The 22736-nt window shown below is 27.2% G+C and carries 22 protein-coding genes; 3 read left to right on the top strand and 19 right to left on the bottom strand.

Features of this window, described 5'->3' with window-relative positions:
• Positions 1–63: 63 nt before the first annotated feature.
• Genes R5Z65_RS00985 through R5Z65_RS00975 form a run of 3 tightly spaced genes read left to right on the top strand, consistent with a single transcriptional unit; the run spans position 64 to position 2153 of the window.
• Entirely contained in the window at positions 64–594 is a 531-nt protein-coding gene (locus R5Z65_RS00985; RefSeq protein WP_317366487.1) for a hypothetical protein, read from the top strand.
• Positions 566–1114, top strand: a complete 549-nt coding sequence (locus tag R5Z65_RS00980; protein ID WP_317366486.1) for a 5-formyltetrahydrofolate cyclo-ligase — start codon at positions 566–568, stop codon at positions 1112–1114. Before R5Z65_RS00985 ends, R5Z65_RS00980 begins: the two co-directional genes overlap by 29 nt.
• Before the next feature lie 13 nt (positions 1115–1127).
• Positions 1128–2153: a 3-deoxy-7-phosphoheptulonate synthase gene (locus tag R5Z65_RS00975; RefSeq protein WP_317366485.1), complete on the top strand. Its 1026-nt coding sequence runs from the start codon at positions 1128–1130 to the stop codon at positions 2151–2153.
• Positions 2154–2267: 114 nt separating this feature from the next.
• Here the strand turns inward: R5Z65_RS00975 and sigK are convergent, their stop codons facing one another.
• The 19 genes from sigK to R5Z65_RS00880 all read right to left on the bottom strand — a co-directional run bounded on the left by sigK (position 2268) and on the right by R5Z65_RS00880 (position 22726).
• Positions 2268–2909, bottom strand: a complete 642-nt coding sequence (sigK, locus tag R5Z65_RS00970; protein WP_317366555.1) for an RNA polymerase sporulation sigma factor SigK — start codon at positions 2907–2909, stop codon at positions 2268–2270.
• Between the two features lie 247 nt (positions 2910–3156).
• A complete protein-coding gene (locus R5Z65_RS00965; RefSeq protein ID WP_317366484.1) occupies positions 3157–4395 on the bottom strand; it encodes a stalk domain-containing protein in 1239 nt (412 codons plus the stop codon).
• 277 nt (positions 4396–4672) lie between these two features.
• Positions 4673–5146, bottom strand: coding sequence for a hypothetical protein (locus R5Z65_RS00960; protein ID WP_317366482.1), 474 nt, complete (start codon positions 5144–5146; stop codon positions 4673–4675).
• Between the two features lie 190 nt (positions 5147–5336).
• Positions 5337–6005, bottom strand: coding sequence for a hypothetical protein (locus R5Z65_RS00955; RefSeq protein WP_317366481.1), 669 nt, complete (start codon positions 6003–6005; stop codon positions 5337–5339).
• Between the two features lie 31 nt (positions 6006–6036).
• Positions 6037–6444, bottom strand: a complete 408-nt coding sequence (locus R5Z65_RS00950; protein ID WP_317366479.1) for a DUF1292 domain-containing protein — start codon at positions 6442–6444, stop codon at positions 6037–6039.
• Positions 6445–6537: 93 nt separating this feature from the next.
• Entirely contained in the window at positions 6538–7095 is a 558-nt protein-coding gene (gene scpB, locus R5Z65_RS00945; RefSeq protein ID WP_317366478.1) for an SMC-Scp complex subunit ScpB, read from the bottom strand.
• A gap of 3 nt (positions 7096–7098) precedes the next feature.
• On the bottom strand, positions 7099–7851 hold the full coding sequence (locus R5Z65_RS00940) for a segregation/condensation protein A (protein WP_317366477.1): 753 nt from the start codon (positions 7849–7851) through the stop codon (positions 7099–7101).
• On the bottom strand, positions 7852–8484 hold the full coding sequence (locus R5Z65_RS00935) for a site-2 protease family protein (RefSeq protein ID WP_317366476.1): 633 nt from the start codon (positions 8482–8484) through the stop codon (positions 7852–7854).
• 12 nt (positions 8485–8496) lie between these two features.
• On the bottom strand, positions 8497–10470 hold the full coding sequence (mutL, locus tag R5Z65_RS00930) for a DNA mismatch repair endonuclease MutL (protein WP_317366475.1): 1974 nt from the start codon (positions 10468–10470) through the stop codon (positions 8497–8499).
• Between the two features lie 16 nt (positions 10471–10486).
• Positions 10487–13126 (bottom strand): DNA mismatch repair protein MutS, encoded by a 2640-nt coding sequence (mutS, locus tag R5Z65_RS00925; RefSeq protein ID WP_317366474.1) that lies wholly within the window; start codon positions 13124–13126, stop codon positions 10487–10489.
• 14 nt (positions 13127–13140) lie between these two features.
• Positions 13141–13539 (bottom strand): YlbF family regulator, encoded by a 399-nt coding sequence (locus R5Z65_RS00920; RefSeq protein ID WP_317366473.1) that lies wholly within the window; start codon positions 13537–13539, stop codon positions 13141–13143.
• A gap of 28 nt (positions 13540–13567) precedes the next feature.
• Positions 13568–14914, bottom strand: coding sequence for a tRNA (N6-isopentenyl adenosine(37)-C2)-methylthiotransferase MiaB (gene miaB / locus R5Z65_RS00915; RefSeq protein ID WP_334309011.1), 1347 nt, complete (start codon positions 14912–14914; stop codon positions 13568–13570).
• A gap of 274 nt (positions 14915–15188) precedes the next feature.
• The gene (gene pknB / locus R5Z65_RS00910; RefSeq protein ID WP_317366471.1) at positions 15189–17324 is read right to left on the bottom strand and encodes a Stk1 family PASTA domain-containing Ser/Thr kinase; all 2136 of its coding nucleotides are present in this window, start codon (positions 17322–17324) and stop codon (positions 15189–15191) included.
• A gap of 10 nt (positions 17325–17334) precedes the next feature.
• Positions 17335–18060, bottom strand: coding sequence for a Stp1/IreP family PP2C-type Ser/Thr phosphatase (locus R5Z65_RS00905; protein ID WP_317366470.1), 726 nt, complete (start codon positions 18058–18060; stop codon positions 17335–17337).
• Positions 18061–18075: 15 nt separating this feature from the next.
• On the bottom strand, positions 18076–19107 hold the full coding sequence (gene rlmN / locus R5Z65_RS00900) for a 23S rRNA (adenine(2503)-C(2))-methyltransferase RlmN (protein ID WP_317366468.1): 1032 nt from the start codon (positions 19105–19107) through the stop codon (positions 18076–18078).
• Between the two features lie 11 nt (positions 19108–19118).
• A complete protein-coding gene (gene rsmB / locus R5Z65_RS00895) occupies positions 19119–20450 on the bottom strand; it encodes a 16S rRNA (cytosine(967)-C(5))-methyltransferase RsmB (RefSeq protein ID WP_317366467.1) in 1332 nt (443 codons plus the stop codon).
• 149 nt (positions 20451–20599) lie between these two features.
• Positions 20600–20872 (bottom strand): hypothetical protein, encoded by a 273-nt coding sequence (locus tag R5Z65_RS00890; protein ID WP_317366466.1) that lies wholly within the window; start codon positions 20870–20872, stop codon positions 20600–20602.
• The gene (locus R5Z65_RS00885; protein ID WP_317366465.1) at positions 20859–21452 is read right to left on the bottom strand and encodes a rhomboid family intramembrane serine protease; all 594 of its coding nucleotides are present in this window, start codon (positions 21450–21452) and stop codon (positions 20859–20861) included. The genes R5Z65_RS00890 and R5Z65_RS00885 overlap by 14 nt, the downstream gene beginning before the upstream one ends.
• Before the next feature lie 44 nt (positions 21453–21496).
• Positions 21497–22726 carry an ABC transporter permease gene (locus R5Z65_RS00880; RefSeq protein WP_317366463.1) on the bottom strand — a complete coding sequence of 410 codons (1230 nt, stop codon included), beginning with the start codon at positions 22724–22726 and terminating at the stop codon, positions 21497–21499.
• Positions 22727–22736: the final 10 nt, after the last annotated feature.

Raw genomic sequence — 22736 nt, 5'->3', positions numbered from 1 at the left:
TGAATAAAGTTACATATTCTGTTAAAATTAAATAATAATAAAACTATAAAGTGTGGTGATTTTATGGATACTTGCCCTATTTGTAGCTGTCTTTTAACAGAAAATTCGTGTGTTATGTGTGGGTATAAGCTAAAAGCAACTATTACAGAAAAATATACTAATAGAAGTGTTTTTGATATATTCGATTTTATAGATAATAAACCTTTTAATAATACTAACGAAAATGTTAATAAAAATATCAATAATAATACAACTATTGATATTGATAATAGTAGTAATAATGATAATGATATTGATATTGATAATGATAATAATACTAATATTGAACAAAATAAAATATCAAAAAAATATGAAAAAAATGAGTATAAACAAGTTAAATATAACAAAAATAAAACCAATATAAATACTTCCTACCCTAAAACTACTGCTCCTACACTTGTTATTAAAAATAAACTTAACTTTAAAACTATTTTAAAAATATTACGTATTATCCTTTACATTACAATATTTTTGATAAAACCTAATCTTTTTATTTCTATAATTGTACTGAAAGGTGTAATTAAAAATGCAACTGAAGAAACAAATAAGATATAACCATCTAAATTTAAGAAATAACTTTCCTAACGATTACATAAATAATATAAGCAAAATAATTTCTTATAAATTATTTGATTTACCTGTATATAAACAATGTGAAAGTATATTTATTTATTTAAGCATAGAAAAAGAAATAGATACTAGCTACATACTAAAAAAAGCACAAGATGACAATAAACATATATATTGCCCTGTTATAACTAAAAATAAAAGGGAAATTATTTTTAAAAAATATAATAAAAAAAATCTTATAAAAAATAAATTTAATATTTTAGAGCCTTTATACGAAGAAGAAAAAATTAGTGATAAAAAAACTCTTATAATAGTTCCTGCTCTTGCGTATAACAAAAATAAATATAGGATAGGATATGGGGGAGGATACTACGATTATTTTTTAAAAAATAATGTATATTTAGCCTCTGTTGGGCTATGTTTTCAACAATTTATAATAGATTTTAAAGAAGATTTTTATGATGAAAATGTAAATATTATTATAACAGAAAAGAATATCTACTAAAGAAAGGAATAATATGAGCTTTAAAAAAATATCTAAAATACCAACTAAAGAAGAAATATTTAATTTACTCCCTTTAGATAAAACATTAAAAAATATTAAAGAAAAAAATGACAAAGAGATAAAAAATATACTTTCATCAAAATCTAACAAAATGTTAGTAATAATAGGCCCTTGCTCAGCTGATAGCGAAAAATCTGTATGTGAATATTTAGATATGCTCTACAAGATAAATGAGCAAGTAAAGGAAAAACTTTTTATAGTACCTAGGATATATACTAGCAAACCAAGAACAACAGGTGATGGATATAAAGGTATGATACATCAACCTAATATTAATAATGAACCTAATATTAAAGAAGGCATAATAGCTATAAGAAAACTAGATATAAAAATAATAAAAGATTATGGCTTTCCTATTGCCGATGAAATGTTATATACATCTACATATCCTTTTATGGAGGATTTATTAAGCTATGTAGCCATAGGTGCTAGAAGTGTAGAAAATCAGCATCATAGATTAATTGCAAGTGGCATAGATTGTGCCGTTGGTATGAAAAATCCTACAAGTGGAGATGTATCTGTTATGCTAAATGCTATAAGCACAGCTCAAAAAAGCCATAATTTTATATACGATGGATACGAAGTAGATACAACAGGTAACCCTTTTGCACATAGTATTTTGCGTGGTGGTATAGATTTATGCGGTAATAATTTTTCTAACTACCATTATGAGAGCCTTTTAAATGTAGAAAAACTATATAATAATACAGATTTATCTAATAAAACAATAATAATAGACACTAATCATTCTAATTCTGGCAAGCTTTTTTATAAACAACCATCTATCGTAAAAGATGTGTTAAACAGTATATCAAAAAATAATAGTATAAAAAATATAGTTAAAGGATTTATGATAGAAAGCTATATAAAAGAAGGAAACGACCCTACTGGTAAAACATATGGAAAATCTATTACAGACCCTTGTATAAGTATAGAAACTACTAAAGAATTACTATTTAATTTGGCAGATAATATTTAACTTAAATATTATCTGCATTATTTGTATTTATAAATTTTAAGATGTAATAAAATAAATAATAGCTTTGTTGGTATTTTATGTAACTATAAAGCTATTGCCTTATAGTTTTTTATATTATTCCATCTCTTTATGAAGTTTTTCAAGTGCTCTTTTCTCTATCCTAGAAACATAGCTTCTGCTTATACCAAGCCTTTTAGCTATATCTCTTTGTGTAAGCTCCTCTCCATTTATAAGCCCATACCTAAGTTCTATTATTGTTTTTTCTCTTCCCTTTAATATTTCCTTAATTTTTTGATATAATATTTTACTTTGTATATTAAGGTTTACCTGCTCATCAATGCTCATACTATCATCGGCTATTTTATCTTCCAATGTAACTTCATTTCCGTCTTTATCTATCCCCACTGTATCTTGTAAATATATATCCTTGTTATGCTTTTTATTAGCTCTTATATACATTAATATTTCATTTTCTATACATCTAGCAGCATATGTTGCAAGCTTTATGCCTTTGTCAGTTTTAAAAGTTGTAATAGCTTTTATAAGACCAATTGTACCTATAGATATTAAATCTTCACTATCTTTTTGATAGTTTTTATATTTTTTTACTATATGTGCTACCAATCTTAAATTTCTTTCTATAAGTATATTTTTAGCTTCTATACTACCATCTTCGTATTGTTTTATATATTTTTTTTCTTCTTCTAATGTTAAAGGATTAGGAAAAACATTTCCTCCAGATATACAAGAAAGCATAAAAAAACAGTTGAAAAATGAAAAAAACAAAAAAACACCCCCAACAAAGCTATTTTATATAATATGCTAAAGGGATATTTTTTGTGCAAGTCTAATTAAAATTTATCTTATATAAATAATATAAGACTGTAACCAAAATAATATTAAAGTAAATTTTTTCATTTTTATATTCTATTTATAGGGTATAAAAGTTTTTATATTAAAAAACAAGACTACTAGTAAAACTAATAGCCTTGTTATATAAAATTTAGTTTAATACTGTTATTTTAACCGGATTATTAACAGGTGGTAAACTTCTTGTCATAATAGGACTATATTCCACTTCTAATTTTTGTCCTTCTTTAATCCAATTATACTCGTTAATATTAGAACCATTTTTATGTTCTATTTTTAAATCCTCATTTAAATTTAATACAACTTCACCAATTTTTTCATCTACTACTAAAATTGTTTTCTCTTCTTTATCAAAACTTTTAATTGTAGCATTACCTTTTATCATTTCATTATCATCTTCTTCTACTTGCTTACTATCTAACAATTTTACACTTTTTGGACTATTGATAGGTGGTAGGCTCATAGTCATAGCATTACCTAAAACTACTTCTAAAGTTTGTCCTTTTTTAATTTCTTTAACATCTACCTGATTTTCCAATTTAAAATCTGGAGATAGTATTAAAACAACCTCACCCATTTCTTCATCATTAAATAATACTCTTGTATTATTTTTATCGTCTTTTTCCACATTTAAAACTTCACCATAAGAAAATTTATCAACAACTTTTATACTTTTTGGTGTATTAACAGGTGGTAAGCTTTTTGTCATAATATCTCCATATTCTACATCTAAAGCCTGACCTATAATAAGTTCTTTATCTTGTGTAGTGTATTCAATTTTAGAATTTTTAATATTTAATACAACTGTACCAAGTTCATCATCATCTACTGTAACAGTGTTGTTTTTTTCATCTATTTCTGTTATTATAGTTTGTAACTTTCTATCAATTATATCACTTTCTTCTTTAGATTGTTCCCCTATATATAAAACATTGTTAGATGTTAGTTCTACTTCCATACCCATAAGTTCAAATAACCCAATAGGAACATAAGTTACCCCTTCTTTAACAACAGGTGCATTACCTAAAGGTTGAGGTGCCATTTTTGAAAATGTATAGGCATCAGCTGTTGTAGAAAAAGTAATATAATGAGGGCCTTTTGTCATAGTTATAATTTTATGCTCTGCATTATATTCTATTTCATAGCCAAGTTTTTCAAAAATAGCTCTAACAGGCATTAAAGTTTTTCCATTTTCTTCTATAAGATTAACATTTTGTAATAGCTCACCATCTATATAGATAGTATTTTCTTTAGCATCAGATTGTTCTTTAACAATATTATCTGTATTTTTTTGGTTATTAGCAAAAACGCTAGTTCCCATTAAAGCAACAATAGCAACCATAGGTATAATTTTTTTAAGATTTTTTTTCATATTAATGTCCTCCTAATTTATATTAATAAACTATTTTATTTATATTATATTTATTAAACGTTTGTTTTTTATTTTAGTTCCAATTTATTTACGTTTTTAAATATTTATTTATATTTATTAAACGTTTATTTTTATAATTAGTTCCACCTTATTTACGTTTTTAAATATTTATTTATATTTATTAAACGTTAGTTTTTATAATTAGTTCCACTTTATTATATTTTTTATATTAAAAAACTGTGTAATACAATTTAATAATTATATTACACAGTCAATATTATTTAGAAGACTTTTTCTTCTCTTCTTTTTTAGATTGTTTTTCTTTTTCTCTTTTAGCCTTTTTAATTTCTTTAAGCTCTTTTTCAGATTTCATACCAGCTACATTAACGATATATATCCCTGCAAGGTCCACTTTAACATTTTTTTTAACAGGTATTGCGTTAAAAACTCTTTTATCACACATTAAAGTTAAAATTTGAGGTCCTATTTTTGCTTGTACAAAATATAGTTTTAAAAATTTATACATCTTAGGCATTTGTTCGGTAACAACTTTAGGCATATTAACATCTGTTATTTTAGATTTCTTCTTATCTATAACAAAGATAGTAGTTGTTTGTTTAGAACGGTCTATCATTTCTTGATGGTCGCCCATTTTTTTAGTAGCCTTTTTGTTAAGCCAATAAAGCCCCCATAATATTGCTCCTACAACTAAGGCAACAATAATTATTATATCACCAGTAGCCAAATTCAAGATAAAAATCTCCCTTCATATGTAATAATACATTTCTATAAAATACTTAAATAATTTTAACATAATTGTACATAAAAGTCAATCTATTGTAAACACTAAAAAGGACTATGGCTTATCCATACTCCTTTTTAAATTTATATAGTTATTATTATCCCTATCTAAAATATAATAATTATATCTATTACATATTTTACATAGATATATCAACAAGTATTCCTTGTTCTATTAACTTAAATGAATTATTTTTATTAAAATCTCCACTATAATTAAAATAATAAGAAAAATCTTTAAAATCCATATGGCTAGACATAGGCTTAGACATAAATTCACACATTTTATCATATATGTTACGATAAAAATTCTTTATTTTATCATCTTCTATATTATAATTTGTAATATCTTCATCTTTTCTAATCTTCAAAAAACCATTTTCAGAAATATCTATTCCTATATGGTCTAGCATATCTATGTTTTCATTAATAATATCTTCTGTTTTTCCTAAAATATTTGTAAAGTTTCCACTGTTTTCTGAATTTTCTTCTAAAAATCCTTTAAACCTATTATATGTATGTGTAAAATTTTCAAAATTTTCATATAAATTATCTAAAGATAATCCATAGTACATTTTTTCATATATATTATTAGCTACATTTTTTAATCCATTAAAATTAGAAGATAGCTCAAACATATAAGACTTTATATTATCATTTAAAGATTTATTAAGAAAGTAACTAATCTCTGTATCCTTATATTTTTGTCCTTTATTTTGTTGATAAGGAGAGGTTCTTCTCTCTTTAGCCCTTTGTTTGTCTAATATAAATGGTTTGTAGCTATTATAATAATGTAAAGTAGATATCATATTACCCCTCTCCTTTCTAACATATTAATTACTATTCTTCATCTTCTTCATCATCATAATCATCATAGTCGTATTCTTCTTCATCTTCAAAGAGGTCTTCATCAAATATATTAAAAAAAGCATCTTCCACAGCTGCAAATTCTTCATCTGTTTCTATGTTTAAAAGCTCAAAGTCCTCTTCATTATGTTCAACATATTGATATAATAAAACTTGGTCATCTCCCACAGGTAAAAGTGCTATATATTCTTTGTCATTTACATCAAATATTGATAATACGCTACATTTTAATTCTTCATCGTTTTCTAATAAAACTGTAAGGTACTGTTCTTCGTGGTCGTGGCTATGTCCCTCACAACATTCGTGATTATGGTCGTGGCTATGTCCCCCACAGCACCCTTCGCCATTTCCTCCACAACAGTTATGCTCATTTTTACTCATAATAATCCTCCTTTATTATCTTATATTTTAACTATATAAATTTTATTGCCAAATTATTTTTTATTATACCATATTATGTAATATATTTCTACACTATTTTAAATTAAATATCTCATCTTCTACTTGTTTTTTTATATCTTCTTCATTATCTATATTCGGCATACTATCTAAAGAGCTAAAGCCAAAATATTTAAGGAAATAATCTGTTGTGCCAAAAAGTATAGGCTTGCCTATTGCATCTAGCCTACCTTTTTCTTCTATAAGCTCATATTTTATAAGGCTATTTATAGCGTGCTCACAGCTTACTCCCCTTATATATTCTATTTGAGATTTTGTTATAGGTTGTTTATAAGCAACTATTGCAAGGGTTTCTAGCAATGTTTGAGATATTGTCCTTTTTTGTGGTACTGCATATAAACTTTTTATATATGAAAAATAGTTAGGATTAGTACACATTTGATAGCTATTATCTATCTTTATTATTTTTATCCCTCTATCTTCTTTTTCATATTTATTTATAATATGTTCTATTATGTCTTTAGCCTCATCTTCCTTTTTTTCTATTGCATATGCAATGTTTTTTAAAGGTACAGGCTCTCCATTTGCAAAAAGTATAGCCTCTATTATACTTTCTATGTTTTTTTTATCCATATGTTATTCCCCTTGCATTATAATTATTTCGTCAAAAATACCTTGTTGTACAACCTTTATATCTCTTGTTTTTATAAGCTCTAAAACTGCTAAAAAAGTTACAACAACCTCCACTCTAGATGAGCTTTCTTCAAATATTTTATTAAGGCTTATTTTTTCATTTAATATTATTAAGTCTTTTATATAACTTATTTTATCGTTTATATTATATAAAGCCTTTGTTACAGATTTAAACTTACTTCTTATTTTATCTGTCTTTAATTCTTTTCTTTTTAGCACTTCCTCAAAAACATTGTATAAACTTTTTAATGTTATACCCTCTAGCATTTCTTCTGCTGTAGGCTTAGTTTTTATTTTTATACTGTCAATAGCCTTTATATCTGCCTCCTTAAATATAACCTTATCAGCAAAAACTTCTATATTATATAACTTTTCTGCTATCATTTTATATTTTTTATATTCTATTAATTTTTTAACTAGCTCTTCTCTTGGGTCTATATCTTCATTAGTCTGCTCATCTTTTTCTTTTGGCAAAAGCAATTTAGATTTTATCTCTAACAATGTTGTAGCCATTATTATAAACTGGCTCATTTCTTCCATATCTATTATATTTTTGTGCTTTATATAATAAAGGTAATCATCGGTAAGTTTAGATATAGGTATATCATATATATCTATTTTATTTTTGTCTATTAGTTTTAAAAGTAAATCTAAAGGACCTTCAAATTCTTCTAACTTTATTTGTAGTATAGACATTTACATTCCCTCTAAACTAAACCTTAATAAACTAGCCATAACTTTAAATATAGATATAGATACAATATTTAAAATTTCATTTAGTATACCAGATAATAATAAAAACATAATTAATACTTGGAGTAGCTTTTCATATTGAGATAACTTAATAGCTTTATTAGCTGGTAAAATTGTTTGAAAAAGTTTTTGTCCAAAAAGTGGATATACAGGCAAAATATTAAAAACTAAAAAATTTATAAAAAATACAATTAAATTATTAAAAAATACTGATATAAAATTAAGTGGGCTTATATGTGCTACCTCTACTAACACTTTAAATATAAAAAAGCTTAAAAATGAGCATATTAAAGCAACTATAAAAGGCATAATACTAACCAAAATATTGCCTTTTTTCCTGTCTTTATAATATAAAGCAGATGTATCAATAGGTGCTGTCCAACCATAGCCAAAAACTACAAACATAATAAATCCTATTATTTCAAAATGTTTTTTTGGATTTAAAGATACCTTTCCCATATTTTTTATTGCAATATCACCTAACTTATAAGATGTATATGCTTTTGTAAATCCCATTAATGTTATACATACTAAAGCTGCCAAAGAAATTATTACATACTGTAAAATTACGTTCATTTTATCACCCCATTAGTTTTGTATTCTTTTAAAAAGTTTTTCTATTTCATATTTAGTCATCTTTATAATAGTAGGTCTACCGTGAGGACAACTAAAAGGATTTTCTAGCCTTAATATTTGTTCTATAAGAGCCTTTGCCTCTATAAAGCTAAGCCTATCATTTCCTTTTACTGCTTTTTTACAACTCATAGATATAATTTTTTCTATCTTCATATCATAAATACTAGCTATATTTTTATCTATAAGCATATCCAGTAAATCTGTAAAAAACTTTGGCTCAACAGGTGCTTTAAATATAAAAGGTACTTGTCTTATAGCATAAGAGCTTAGCCCAAATTCTTCTATATCAAATCCAAATTTTAAAAGCAACTCCATATTTTCTTCTATTGTTGCTTTTTCTAAAGGTGTTGCATTTATAATTATAGGCTCTATAAGTCTTTGGCTTGCTACATCTTGTTCTCTAAACTTTTTGCTAAGCTCCTCATATATTGCTCTTTCGTGTGCAGAATGTTGGTCTATCATAAACATTTCTTGGTTTTGCTCTACAATCCAATAAGTGTTAAATACTTGACCAACTATTTTATAATTATTAAAAAAGCTATGCTTTTTGTTATTTTCTTCTGTATATTCTTTTATTTCTTCTTTTTCAACTATTTTATCATCTTTATATATTTTATCTAAATTTTTACTATATACCATATCTACAATAGTTTTATTTGGAACACTAACTTCTTTTGGTTCTTCATTTACCATTAAGATATGAGATTTTTGTTGTATATTATCTGTGTACTGTTTATTGTCTTTATCTTCTACTAATAAAGGCTGTATATTTGTATTATCTTCATCTTCTAATAATAATGTTTTTGTATTTGTATCATTTTGGTCTTCTATTAGTAAATCTTCTAGTTTCTTTTGCATTTCTACGTTAAAAGGTTTTGTTTCTGTTACCTGTAAAAATGTATTTTTTTCTTCTATCTCTATATTTGGTATTAAAATTTCCTTTTTTAATGTTTTTTCTATTGCATCACATAAAAAACTATGGATAAAATTTTCATCTTCAAAACGTACCTCTAGCTTTGTAGGGTGTACATTTACATCTATTGTGTTTTCTGGTACAGTCATATTTATAATAAATATAGGAAATTTTCCAACCATTAATTTACCTTCGTATCCTTCTTCTATTGCAGACTGCACTATGCTACTTTTTATATATCTACCATTTATAAAAAAATTTTCATAAGAACGGTTGCCTCTTGAAAGCTCTGGCATACCTATAAGACCTTCAATATTAAATCCGTTTTTGCTAGCTTTTATAGGTATAAGCTTTTTACATATTTCTTTTCCATATATATAAAATACTGTATTTTTTAAATTATTATCCCCTGTTGTTTTTAATATTTCTACACCATTATTTATATAAGTAAAAGCTATATGTGGGTGAGCTAATGCAAGCCTATTTACTATTTCGGATATATATCCACCTTCTACCGAATCTTTTTTTAAAAATTTTCTCCTAGCAGGTGTATTAAAGAATATATTTTTTACAATAAAAATTGTCCCTTTTAAAGCTGCCGTTTCTTCCTGGCTTATTATTTGCCCACCTTCTATTGTTATTTTATTTCCTATATCATCATCTTCTGTTTTTGTTATCATCTCTACCATAGATATAGATGCTATGCTAGCTAATGCCTCTCCTCTAAATCCAAGAGTTAATATACTGTCTAAATCATCTATTTTTTCTAATTTGCTTGTTGCGTGTCTTAAAAAAGCTGTTTTTATCTGATTTTTTTGTATACCTATTCCATCATCTTGTATTTTTATAAAAGTTGTTCCACCATTTTTTATCTCTATTATAATGTTTTTGCTAAGAGCATCTATAGAATTTTCTACAAGCTCTTTAACGATAGAAGCGGGGCGTTCTATGACTTCCCCCGCTGCTATTTTATTAATGAGATTATTTTCTAAAAGCTTTATTTCTTTTTTCAAAAGTATACCTCATTTCTTATAAGTTTTTTAGCTTATTTTTTATATCAAAAAGCTTTTGCCAAGCCTCTCTAGGAGATATATTATCTATATCAAGACTTTTAAGCTCTTTTTCTAACTCATCTACAAAAAGTATAGTCCTTTTAGTAGATGCGTTATAATAAAAATCTTCTTCATCTCCATTTATTTGGTCTAAATTTTGTATTCCTACATTAGATATTTTGGTAGCATCACAATCGTTTAAAATTTGTAAAATTTCGTTGGCTCTAGCTATAACTCTGTTAGGTATACCTGCAAGCTTTGCAACGTGTATACCATAGCTACCAGTTGCTCCACCTTTTACAATTTTTCTAAGGAATATTATGTCATCACCATTATCTTTTATCTCAACACAATAGTTATTAACACCATCTATTTTTCCTTCTATTTCTGTAAGCTCGTGATAATGTGTTGCAAAAAGTGTCCTTGCACCTATCTTTTCTGCTATATGTTCTAAAACTGCCCAAGCTATGCTAAGTCCGTCAAATGTACTTGTTCCTCGTCCTATTTCGTCTAATATTAAAAGGCTTTTATCTGTTGCATTATTTATAATATTGGCAACTTCTGTCATTTCCACCATAAATGTACTTTGTCCTGTTGCCAAGTCATCGCTTGCTCCCACCCTTGTAAATATTCTATCTACAATAGATATAGTAGCATTATCACAAGGTACAAAACTACCAATTTGAGCCATCAAAACAATAAGTGCAACTTGCCTCATATATGTAGATTTACCTGCCATATTAGGCCCTGTAATAATAGCTAATCTATTTTTATCTTTATCTAATATAGTATCATTAGGTATAAAGCTATCTTCTGCTAAAAGCTCAACAACAGGGTGTCTACCAAGTGATATGTCTATCTTACCTTCTGTATCATCTAATATTATAGGCTTTTTATAGTTATTTTTCATAGCAACTTCTGCAAAAGATATTAAAACATCTATTGTAGCAATAATATTAGCCATTTTTTGTATACGGCCTATATTATCTGATAAATAATTTCTCACTTTGCAAAATTCTTCATATTCTACTTCTACCAACTTTTCATCTGCACCTAATATAGCTTCTTCTATCTTTTTAAGTTCATCTGTTACAAATCTTTCACAGTTTGCTAAAGTTTGCTTTCTAATATAAGTATCTGGTACTAGAGATAAATAAGAGTTAGTAACTTCTATATAATAACCAAAAACTTTATTAAACCTTATCTTTATATTTTTAATGCCTGTATTTTGTCGCTCTTTTTCTTCTAAGTCTAAAAGCCAGCTTGTACCTTTATTTTTTGCCTCTCTAAAGTTATCTATTTGCTCATTAAATCCATTTTTTATCATATTTCCCTCTCTTATACTAAAAGGAGGTTCTTCTTGTATAGCACTATCTATAATGCTATACAAGTCCTCTAATGTATCAAAATGGTTGCATATATCCCCTATTAAAGCTGTGTTAGATTTTAATAATATTTGCTTTATTTCTGGTAAACTTTTAAAGCTATTTTTAAGAGCTATTAAATCTCTAGCATTAGCAGTTTGATAGGATATTTTCCCAATAAGCCTTTCCATATCCTTTATTTTAGAAAGATAATCTGTCATATCTATTTTATCTAAAGGGTTATTTTTTATATATTCTACTGCTAAAAGCCTATTTTCTATATCATCTTTATCTACTAATGGCTGTTCTATCCACCTTCTAATAAGCCTAGCACCCATAGGAGTTTTTGTTTTATCTAACACCCAAAGTAATGAGCCTTTTTTAGCCTTTTCTCTTATAGTTTCTGTAAGCTCTAAATTTCTTCTAGAAGATATATCTAAAAACATATATTTATTAGTTGTATATTTTTTTACATTAGATATATGAGATAAATTATTTTTTTGTGTATCTACAAGGTATCTTATTAAAGCACCACTTACACTTATTAATATAGGCTCTTCTTCTATACCAAAACCACTAAGATTTAAAACATTAAAATGCTTTAATAATGTATCTTTAGCATTGTCTATTTCAAAATGAAAATCTAAATAATTGTATACTTTAATATTAAAAACCTTTTCTATATTAGATACTAGGCTAAATTTACTATTACATATAATTTCAGACGGGTTATATTTAGCAATTTCATCTATCACTTTAGATTTTTCATTAAGGCTAAAATCTATAGTTAAAAATTCTCCAGTAGATACATCACAAACAGAAAGACCTATTGCAGCTTTATTTTCAAAAAGGCACATAATATAGTTGTTTTTAGATTCTTCTAGTATGTTAGTGTCTATAACAGTCCCTGCAGTAACAACTCTTACTACATCTCTTTTTACAATTTTGCCACTCATATTTTTAGGGTCTTCTACCTGCTCACATATGGCAACTTTATACCCTTTATCTATAAGTTTTGCTATATAACCATCTGCCGAATGAAAAGGAACACCACACATATCTACTTTTAAAGGCTCTCCGTCTTTCTTGCCACAGCTTTTTTTAGTAAGAACAATATCAAGCTCGGCAACAGTTGTAACGGCATCTTCAAAAAATAGTTCATAAAAATCACCTAGTCTAAAAAATAAAAGACAGTCTTTATAATTTTCTTTTATCTCTAGATATTGGTTCATCATAGGTGTATACTCTATCATATTTTCCTCCTAAATTAATGACAACCAGAGCAACCTCCACAGCCTCCGCCACAACAGCCTCCGCCTTGTTGTTCGCTTTCTCCGATAAGAGTTGCATTAAATATATCCATAACGCTACCTACCATTTGGTTAAATTCGCCTTCTGCTTTAAAAAGCTCTGTTATAATAGTGTTTTTTTTCATTTCCATTACAAGTTTGTTAAGTTCTTCTCTAGCATTTTCAAATTCTGAGCCTGCATCTCCTCTTTGCATTCTCATTTGAAAATCTTGAGTTTTTTTAGTGTAGTCTTGTAACATATTAATGGCGTCATCATCACCCTCAAAGATGTATTTAGCCTCTTCATATTTTTTACCTTCTTTAGTTTCTAATAATGCTTTTGCAAGTTCTCTTGCTTGTTCAAAAAGATTGTTCATAGTTTTTTCCTCCTAAAATTTTAAATTTTTATATAACTTCACCCATTAAATAGAACGTTTTGCAATCTACTATTTTTACATCAATAATATTTCCTACAAGCCTTTCTCCACCGCTAAAGTGCACAAGGCTGTTATCTTCAAGTCGTCCTTTTAAAGTTTTAGTTTCATCATCATATTCTTCTGCTAGTACTTTATAAGTATTGCCAACTTTTTCTTTATTAATCTCTAATAAAATAGGATTTAATGCCTCTAAAACGTTGTTAAAGCCCTCTTTAATAACTTTTTCATCTACCTGATTTTCCATTTTAGCAGCTGGTGTACCTGTTCTTTTAGAATATATAAAAGTAAATGCACCACTAAACCTTACCTTTTTAACAACATCTATAGTATCCTCTACTTGTTCTAAAGTTTCTCCAGGAAATCCTACAATAATATCCGTAGTAATGGCAATATTAGGTATTTCTTTTTTAATTTTTTCTATAAGGCCTAAGTAATGCTCTTTAGTATAGTTACGGTTCATTTTTCTAAGCACTTGGTTGTTACCTGCTTGGAAAGGTAAATGTATATGGTTACATATTTTTTCACAATCTCTCATAGCATATATTAAGCTATCAGATAAATCTTTAGGGTGGCTAGTCATAAATCTAATACGCTCTAAGCCTTCTATCTCATTTACCTTTCTTAAAAGTCCTGCAAAATCTATATCTTCCTCAAGGCCTCTACCATAAGAATTTACATTTTGCCCAAGTAAATTAATTTCTACAACACCGTCTGCTACAAGCTCTTTTATTTCCTTTATAATGTCCTCACTTTTACGGCTTCTTTCTCTTCCACGAACATAAGGTACTATACAATAAGAGCAAAAGTTGTTACACCCAAACATAATGTTTACACTAGCTTTAAATTTATATTTTCTAATGCTAGGTAAATCTTCCACTATGTCTTTATGCTCTTTCCATATGTCAAATACAGGCTCATTAATTTCAAAGTTAGTGTATAAAAGCTGTGGAAATTTATATAGATTAAATGTACCAAAAACTAAATCTACGTGTCTATATGTTTTTTTAATAGTTTCTATAACTATGTCTTGTTGCATCATACAGCCACAAAGAGCAATTTTTAAATGCTTGTTGTTTTCCTTAGCCTTTTTAAGATACCCTAAGTTGCCATAAACTTTATTTTCTGCATTTTCTCTAACACAACAAGTGTTGTATATAATAAAATCTGCATCTTTTTCATCTTGAGCATCTATGTAGCCCATATCTTTAAGCATACCGTCTAATTTTTCGCTATCTCTAGCATTCATTTGACAGCCAAATGTAGATATAAACATCTTCTTTTTTCTACCATTAGCCTTTTCAAAATCTTCATTTATTTTCTTTATTTTTTGTATGTATTCTTTTTGTAATAAAAGTTCTTCTTCAGAAACTTGTATTTCTTCTCTTTTTCCCAAAGTTTTTTACCTCCGTATATATTTTATTGCTTTTATATAAATTTTTATTAAATAGACTTATTTACTAGTCTATTATATTTTACTTTAAAAATATTGTTTTGTAAACATAGTTATATTTTTATCTAAAATTATGTAATTTAGCATAAAAATACCCTAAATATTAGCTTATGTAAATTTAGGGTATTTTATATTTAATCTAATTAAAATTTTTAGTTTCTGTTCCTATTAACTTTCCGTCTATATAAAGCTCAAATTGAGTTGGTTTATCCCCTGTAACAGTTATAGATAAAGGAAAATTATTGGCAATATGATTGCTAGACCATATTACACTAGACTGCCCATCTACTACCTTTATTACCTTTACTTCTACACTTTCTGTACCCTCTGGCAAGGTAGGATTTATAACTAATGTTTCCGATTTTAAAGTTTGTTGTACTGTTGTAGTTGTTTGTTCTACTATTGTAGGTTGAGCCGTTGTATCTTCAACTATTGGTTGTGTTGTCGTTTCTGTTGTTGTTTCTGTTGTTGTTTCTTTTTTTCCACTACTAACAACAATACTTACAGCTGTTCCTTCAGAAACTTTTTGCCCATAAGAAACGCCTTGTTCTATAACATTTCCTTCTTTTACACTATCACTTTCTGCCTTACTAACTCTACCAACAGATAACCCTTCCCTTTTTAGCTTATCTTTAGCCTCTTTTTCGCTAAGTCCTATTAAATTTGGCACTTCTACATCTGTGTCTTTATCTTGGTTACCTTTACTTATATAAAGAGTTAAATCTTCACCAGGTTTTAAAGTACTTCCTTCTGATGGTATTTGTTTTATAACTTTACCTATTTCTATTTTTTCGTCTGCTATATACTCTTCTTTAAGGCTTACATCTAATGTTTCTACCTTTTTATAAACTTCAGATATGTCAAGTCCCACAAAATTTTCTAATTTAAATTTACCATCACCTAAGCTAATTGTTACATTTATATTAGTTCCTTTTTCAACTTTTTCTCCAGGTTTTATATCTTGCTCTATTATGCTTCCCTCTTCTATTTTATCATCAAAATCTTCTTTTATGTTTGTTATATATATTTCTTTTTCTTTAGCAATCTTCACAGCATCTTCCCAAGATTTCCCTACAAAATTTGGCACTTTAGAATTTGCTCCAGACACTCCCCAAACTATTAAAAATCCTGTTATTATCCCTATAAGTATTAAAGATGTTATAACAGCCCATATAGTTACTTTACGCTCCATAGATTTATCATTTTGTTTTTCCATATTTTCTGGTGCAATTTTATAAGTTGTCTTTTTGTTAGGTTGCTTTTCTAAATTTCTAATAGGTTGACTTTGCTTAGGTTTTTCCTTAGCCATATACACTTTATCTTCATATTTATCTTTTGGTTTATTATTATTTGTTTTATTAGCCATATTTTTTATTTGTTCCATTTCTTCTGGTTTTATTACAACAGTTGGACTATCTTCGTCAATAAAATTATTATCTGTTACAAAATCTCCACTTTCGTCTGAAAAGGCTTGCTTAAGGTCATTATTAAGTTCTTTTGCAGATAAATATCTATTGTCTGCATTTTTAGTAGTAGCCTTTAATATAATTTTTTCTAAACTATTAGATATATTAGGGTTTATCTCCTTCATATCTGGCAAAGGCTCATTTATATGTTTCATAGCAAGCTGAACAACACCTTCTCCATCAAATGGTAGCTTACCTGTAATCATCTCAAACATTATTATACCAAGAGAGTATATATCGCTTTTAAAGTCTACATATCCACCCCTTGCTTGTTCTGGTGAAAAATAATGTACACTACCCATTGTATCTGTTGTTATAGTATTAGAAGTAGTAGCCCTTGCTATACCAAAATCGGTAACTTTTATACCACCTTCTTTAGTTACTAGTATATTTTGAGGCTTTATATCTCTATGGACAATGTTATTATTATGTGCAATCTCTAAAGCATTTGCTATCTGTATAGATATCCCCAAAACTTCTTCATTATTAAAAGGTGCTTTTGTTTTTATAATATCTTTTAATGTATACCCGTCTACATATTCCATAACAATATAGTATATATTACCGTCATTTCCTACATCGTACACATTTGCTATGTTAACGTGAGATATTCTTGCAGCTGCTCTAGCCTCTTTGCTAAATTTTCCTATAAACTCTTCATCTATAAATTCTTCTTTTAAAACTTTAAAGCTAACTTTTCTATCTAATTTTAAATCTTTGGCACAGTACACATTAGCCATTCCACCTACACCTATTAGCTCTATTATCTCATATCTGTCGCTAACAACCGTTTTTGGCTCTAGTTTCATATTATCACCTCTATTCTTCTATAATAATAACGGCTATATTATCTCTACCACCGTTATCATTAGCTTTTTGTATAAGGACATCAACCTTTTCTTCTGTAGACATATTTTTATTAGATGCTATGTTAAGTATTTCGTCATCTGTTAACATATCACTTAATCCGTCAGAACACATTATAAAAATATCATCTTTAAATACATCACAAAATAAAGCGTCTGCCTTTACATTTTTATCTGTGCCTAAAGCTCTTGTTAAAACATTAGATTCTTTAGAATTTTCTGCCTCTTCTTTAGATATTACCCCTGCCTTAAACAAGTCCATAACATATGTATGGTCTGATGTCATTTGTGCTATTTTATTATTTCTTATCCCATATAACCTACAATCGCCTACGTGTGCTACAAATATTTTATTGTTTTTAATAGTTGTTGCTAAAAGGGTTGTCCCCATATTTTCGTATTGTTTGTTAGTTTTTGATAGCTTAAAAACTTGCTCATTGGCATATGCTAAAGCTGATACTAAAAGGTCTAGCACCTCATCATCTTCTGTTTCGTATATAAACTGTTCAAAAAAATCTATGGCAGATTCACTAGCAACTTCTCCTGCTTTATGCCCACCAACACCATCTGCAACAATATATAAATTGTTAAGGCTACCTATTGGTTCATTATTAATATATACATAATCTTGGTTTACTTTTCTAAGTTTGCCAACATTAGTATTACCAAAACCTATCATAATAACACCTCTTTTCTAGTATTTATAGCTTTTTCTAAGCTGTCCACAAGCAGCATTTATATCACTACCTAGCTCACGCCTTATAGTTGTTTCTATCCCTGCATTAATAAGAGTATCTGCAAACTTTCTAATCTGCTCTTTAGAGCTTTTTATATAATTTCTTTCTTTTACATCATTTACAGGTATAAGATTTATATGGGCAAGGCTACCCTTTAATAATCTTATTATCTCTTTAGCATCTTCTTCTCTGTCATTAACACCTGCAATAAGAGCATACTCATAGGTTACACGTCTTTTTGTAGTATTTGCAAAATATTTACAAGCTTCTACTATTTCTTTAACTGTATATTTATTAGCAATAGGCATTATTTTTTTTCTATCCTCATCTGTTGGAGCGTGTAAAGATAAAGCAAGGTTTATTTGCATTTTTTTATCTGCAAGCTCATATATTTTAGGTACAATACCACAAGTAGAAACTGTAATATGTCTTTGTCCTATATTTAGTCCATCTTTATGATTTATTATTTCTATAAATTTTAAAAAGTTTTCAAAATTATCAAAAGGCTCACCACTTCCCATAAGAACGATACTTCTTATTTTTTGTTTGCTCTCCTTTTGTATTTCGTATATTTGAGATACCATTTCTGCTACTGTTAGGCTTCTTTCTAGTCCATCTAATGTAGATGCACAAAATTTACACCCCATTCTACAACCTACCTGAGAAGATATGCAAACAGCATTTCCATAGCTATATTTCATTAATACACTTTCTATAATATAATTATTTTCTAACTTAAATAAATATTTTGTTGTCTTGTCTACACTAGATACTAGTTTATCTAATATTTCTATTTCTGTAATTTTAAATTTATTACTTAATTTTTCTCTAAAATCCTTAGATATGTTAGACATTTCATCAAAAGAACAAACATTTTTTTGGTGTAGCCAGCTAAAAATCTGTTTTGCTCTAAATTTTGGTTCTCCCATATATAATATTTCTTTTTCCAAATCATCTAGTGTAAGAGTTTTTATATCTATTTTATCCATAAATTACCTTTCTAATTTATTCTTTTTAGTTTTGCAATAAAAAATCCATCTGTATTAAACATACTAGGTAAAATTGTTATATACCCTTTATGTTTGTCTTCTATATTTAAAGGAATATCTATGCTACAAAGCTCAAATCCATAATTTTTACAAAACCATTTTACATTTTGTATATTTTCTTCTTCAAATAAGGTACAAGTACTATATAAAAGTGTTCCACCCTTTTTTACATATTTATAAGATGCCTTTAATATTTCTCGTTGTATACATACAAGTTCTTTTATATCATCTTCTGTTTTTGTATATTTTATATCTGGTTTTTTTCTAACTATACCAAAGCCAGAGCAAGGAACATCTACTATTATTTTATCTGCAATTTCTTCATTTTCTTTATAAAATATTGTTCCGTCTTTAAGCTCTAAATCTATATTTTTTATATCTAATCTTTTTATAGTGTCTTTAATAAGCTCTATTTTATGGCTATGTATATCTCTTGAGAATATTTTTCCTTTATTTTTCATAATATAAGAGCAATAAAAAGATTTACCACCAGGAGCAGAGCATACATCTATTATCACATCGTCTTCTTTAGGGTTTAATATTTCTACTAAAAGCATAGAGCTTTGGTCCATAATATGAAAGTACCCTTTTTTAAAGGCATTGCTATTTGCTATATTTTTAGTTTTTGTTATATACAAGCTATTGTTTGATATGTTACCTTCTTCTACATTCATACCTTCTTTTATAAGCATATCTTTAAGCTCATTTTTTGTTATTTTATTAGTATTTACACATATAGAAACTTTAGGTGCTAAAGCATTAGCTTTGCATATTTCTTTTGCTTTTTCATACCCAAATTGTTTTATAAGTTTTTCAATTACCCACTTTTCATAAGAATATTTAGTAGCTAAAAATTCAATTGGTGTTTTTTCTTCATCTGGTAATGCTATATTATCAATATTTCTAGCTATATTTCTTAAAACACCATTTACAAAACCACTAAGCCCATTAAATTTTTTCTTTTTAGTAAAATTTACTGCCTCATTACATACAGCAGAAGTAGGTATTTTTTCCATAAACTTTATTTGATAAACAGATATTCTAAGTATATTTAATATAAGTGGTTTCATTTTTTTAGTTTTTGTATTAGAAAAGCTATTTATTATATAGTCTATATAAATAATATTTCTAAGAGTACCATTTACAAGCTCTGTTATAAAAGCTCTATCTTGAGTGCTTATATCTTTATTTTCACTAAAAATCTTTTTTAATGTTAAATTGTTATAAGATTGTTGTTCTAATATATCTATCAGTGCATAAACTGCAATTTCTCTAGCATTCATATTTTCACCTAAATTTCGATTTTAGTCATATTTATACAAAATATAACACTATAATTTTATATTAAAAAAATATAATTTTCAAGCAATTTTTATTTTTTATATATAAAATAGATAGAATACCTTAATAAGCACTCTATCTATTTTATGTACTATTGAAATTTTTTCCAATATTCTTCTATTTTATTCCCGTCTACTGCATAATAATACTCGTCTGCTATATCAAAAATTTCACTTTCATCATCTATTAAGTAATAAGTGTTTCCTTTTTCTATTTTTATATTTTTCTTTTTTATTTTATCATCTTTAAGCCAAGCCAAAAAAGATTGCTCCCATTTATCTGCATATTCTTTTCCTAGCTCTTCATAGCTTAGTATTTCATCTTTTACTTCAAATATAAATTCTTCTATTTCAAGTTTTATCATAATAAGTTCTCCTTTTATAATATTTAGATATAATTATACCAATTATTATACCACAAATACCCCCTATAATATGAGTTATCCTAGACACATTGTCTTTATACATTATACCATAATATACTTCTTTGCCAAGATACATAATGGTAATAAGTATCATAGTTATAGGTATTTTCCCATCTTGAACATTTGTAAAAGATGTTAATATAACAAGCATAAAAGCTATCCCACTAGCACCTAAAAGCGCATCTTTTGATATAATAACCTGTACAATACCTGTTATAAATGCCGTTATAATAATAAGGGCTAAAAGCATTTTAGAACCGTACTTTTCTTCTAACATAGGCCCTACTATAAGTATTATTAAAAAATTATTAAAAAAATGTTCAAAGCTAGAGTGTCCTAATATATGTGTAAAAACTCTTATGTAAGATAAAGGGTCTGTAAAAGATGAACGATAAACACAAAATAGCTTTGATGTTGTATAGCCACCTGTTATATTTCCTAAAAATAAAACTATTAAACATATTAAGGTAAAGGTAAGTATAACTGGAGAATTATACTTTAATTTTTTTAAATGCTCCATTTATTTTCCTCTTTATTTTTAAATATATTTTAATAAAAGTCTTGTTATTCATATCTAAGGCATTCTATTGGGTCTAGCTTAGCTGCTTTACCTGCTGGATATACCCCAAATATAACACCGACTATTGTAGATATAATCATCGCACCTATTGCAACTGTTATAGATAACTCAGGTGGTTTCATCTCCATACCTGTATTAACTGTAAAGAAAACATTTAAATAATGTCCTAATGTCATACTAACAACATATCCAAATAATATACCAATAATACCACCTAAAGCACATATAAACATAGATTCTATTAAAAATTGTGTTTTTATATTTCTATTAGTAGCACCTAAAGACTTTCTTATACCTATTTCTTTTGTTCTTTCTGTAACTGTTACAAGCATTATATTCATAACCCCTATACCACCTACTAAAAGGGATATACCTGCCACAAATCCTATAAACATAGTAAACATATTTATAACTTTTTCAATAATTTCCACTTGCTCCATATTAGAAAGAGCCATATATTTATCATCTGTTGTATTATGATTTGATGCCAACATTCTAATAATTTCATTTTTTGACCTTGTTAAATTTTCTGTATCGTGAAGCTCTACATATAGCATATCAATTTCTTCTGTTTGATGTATATCAAGAATAGTATTAATAGGCATAGATATAATGCTACCCATCATAACAGCATTTTCTCCACTAGTAACACCAACCACCTCAAAGTCGTAGTCTTTATTATTAATAAATAGATTTACTCTTTCACCTACAACATCTTTTCTACCAAAAACTTCCATAGCTATATTTTCATCTATGATACATACCTTTGCTTTAATATCATCTTCTTTTTCTGTAAAAACTCTTCCATATTTAATTCTAAAAAAGTTTTTTTGCATATTAGAAAACTCTACTTCCGAACCAAATATACTTAGTGCCTTTTCCTCATCTGGATTTTTTAAAGTTATGCTTGCTCTTGATGAAAAATACGCCGAGCTAGATTTTACATTAGGGTGTTTTTTTATATTATCAGAATCTTCTAAAAATATTTTATCTTTAGCAGTAAGCCCTGAACCCCAGTTTTTCATTATTTGTATTGCTTTAGAATTTAATATTTCAAATGTAGTTGAAATAGTGTTTTCAAAGCCTTTGCCAAGAGCAGTTATAGTTATAACAGATGATACACCAATTATAATGCCTATCATAGTAAGAAATGTTCTCATTTTATTTGAAAAAACACTAGATATAGCAGCAGATATATTTTCAAAAATATTCATATTATCACAC

This window comes from uncultured Tyzzerella sp. (assembly GCF_963558545.1).
Lineage (GTDB): Bacteria > Bacillota > Clostridia > Lachnospirales > CAG-274 > Tyzzerella.
This window is presented reverse-complemented; position numbering and strand designations above follow the sequence as displayed.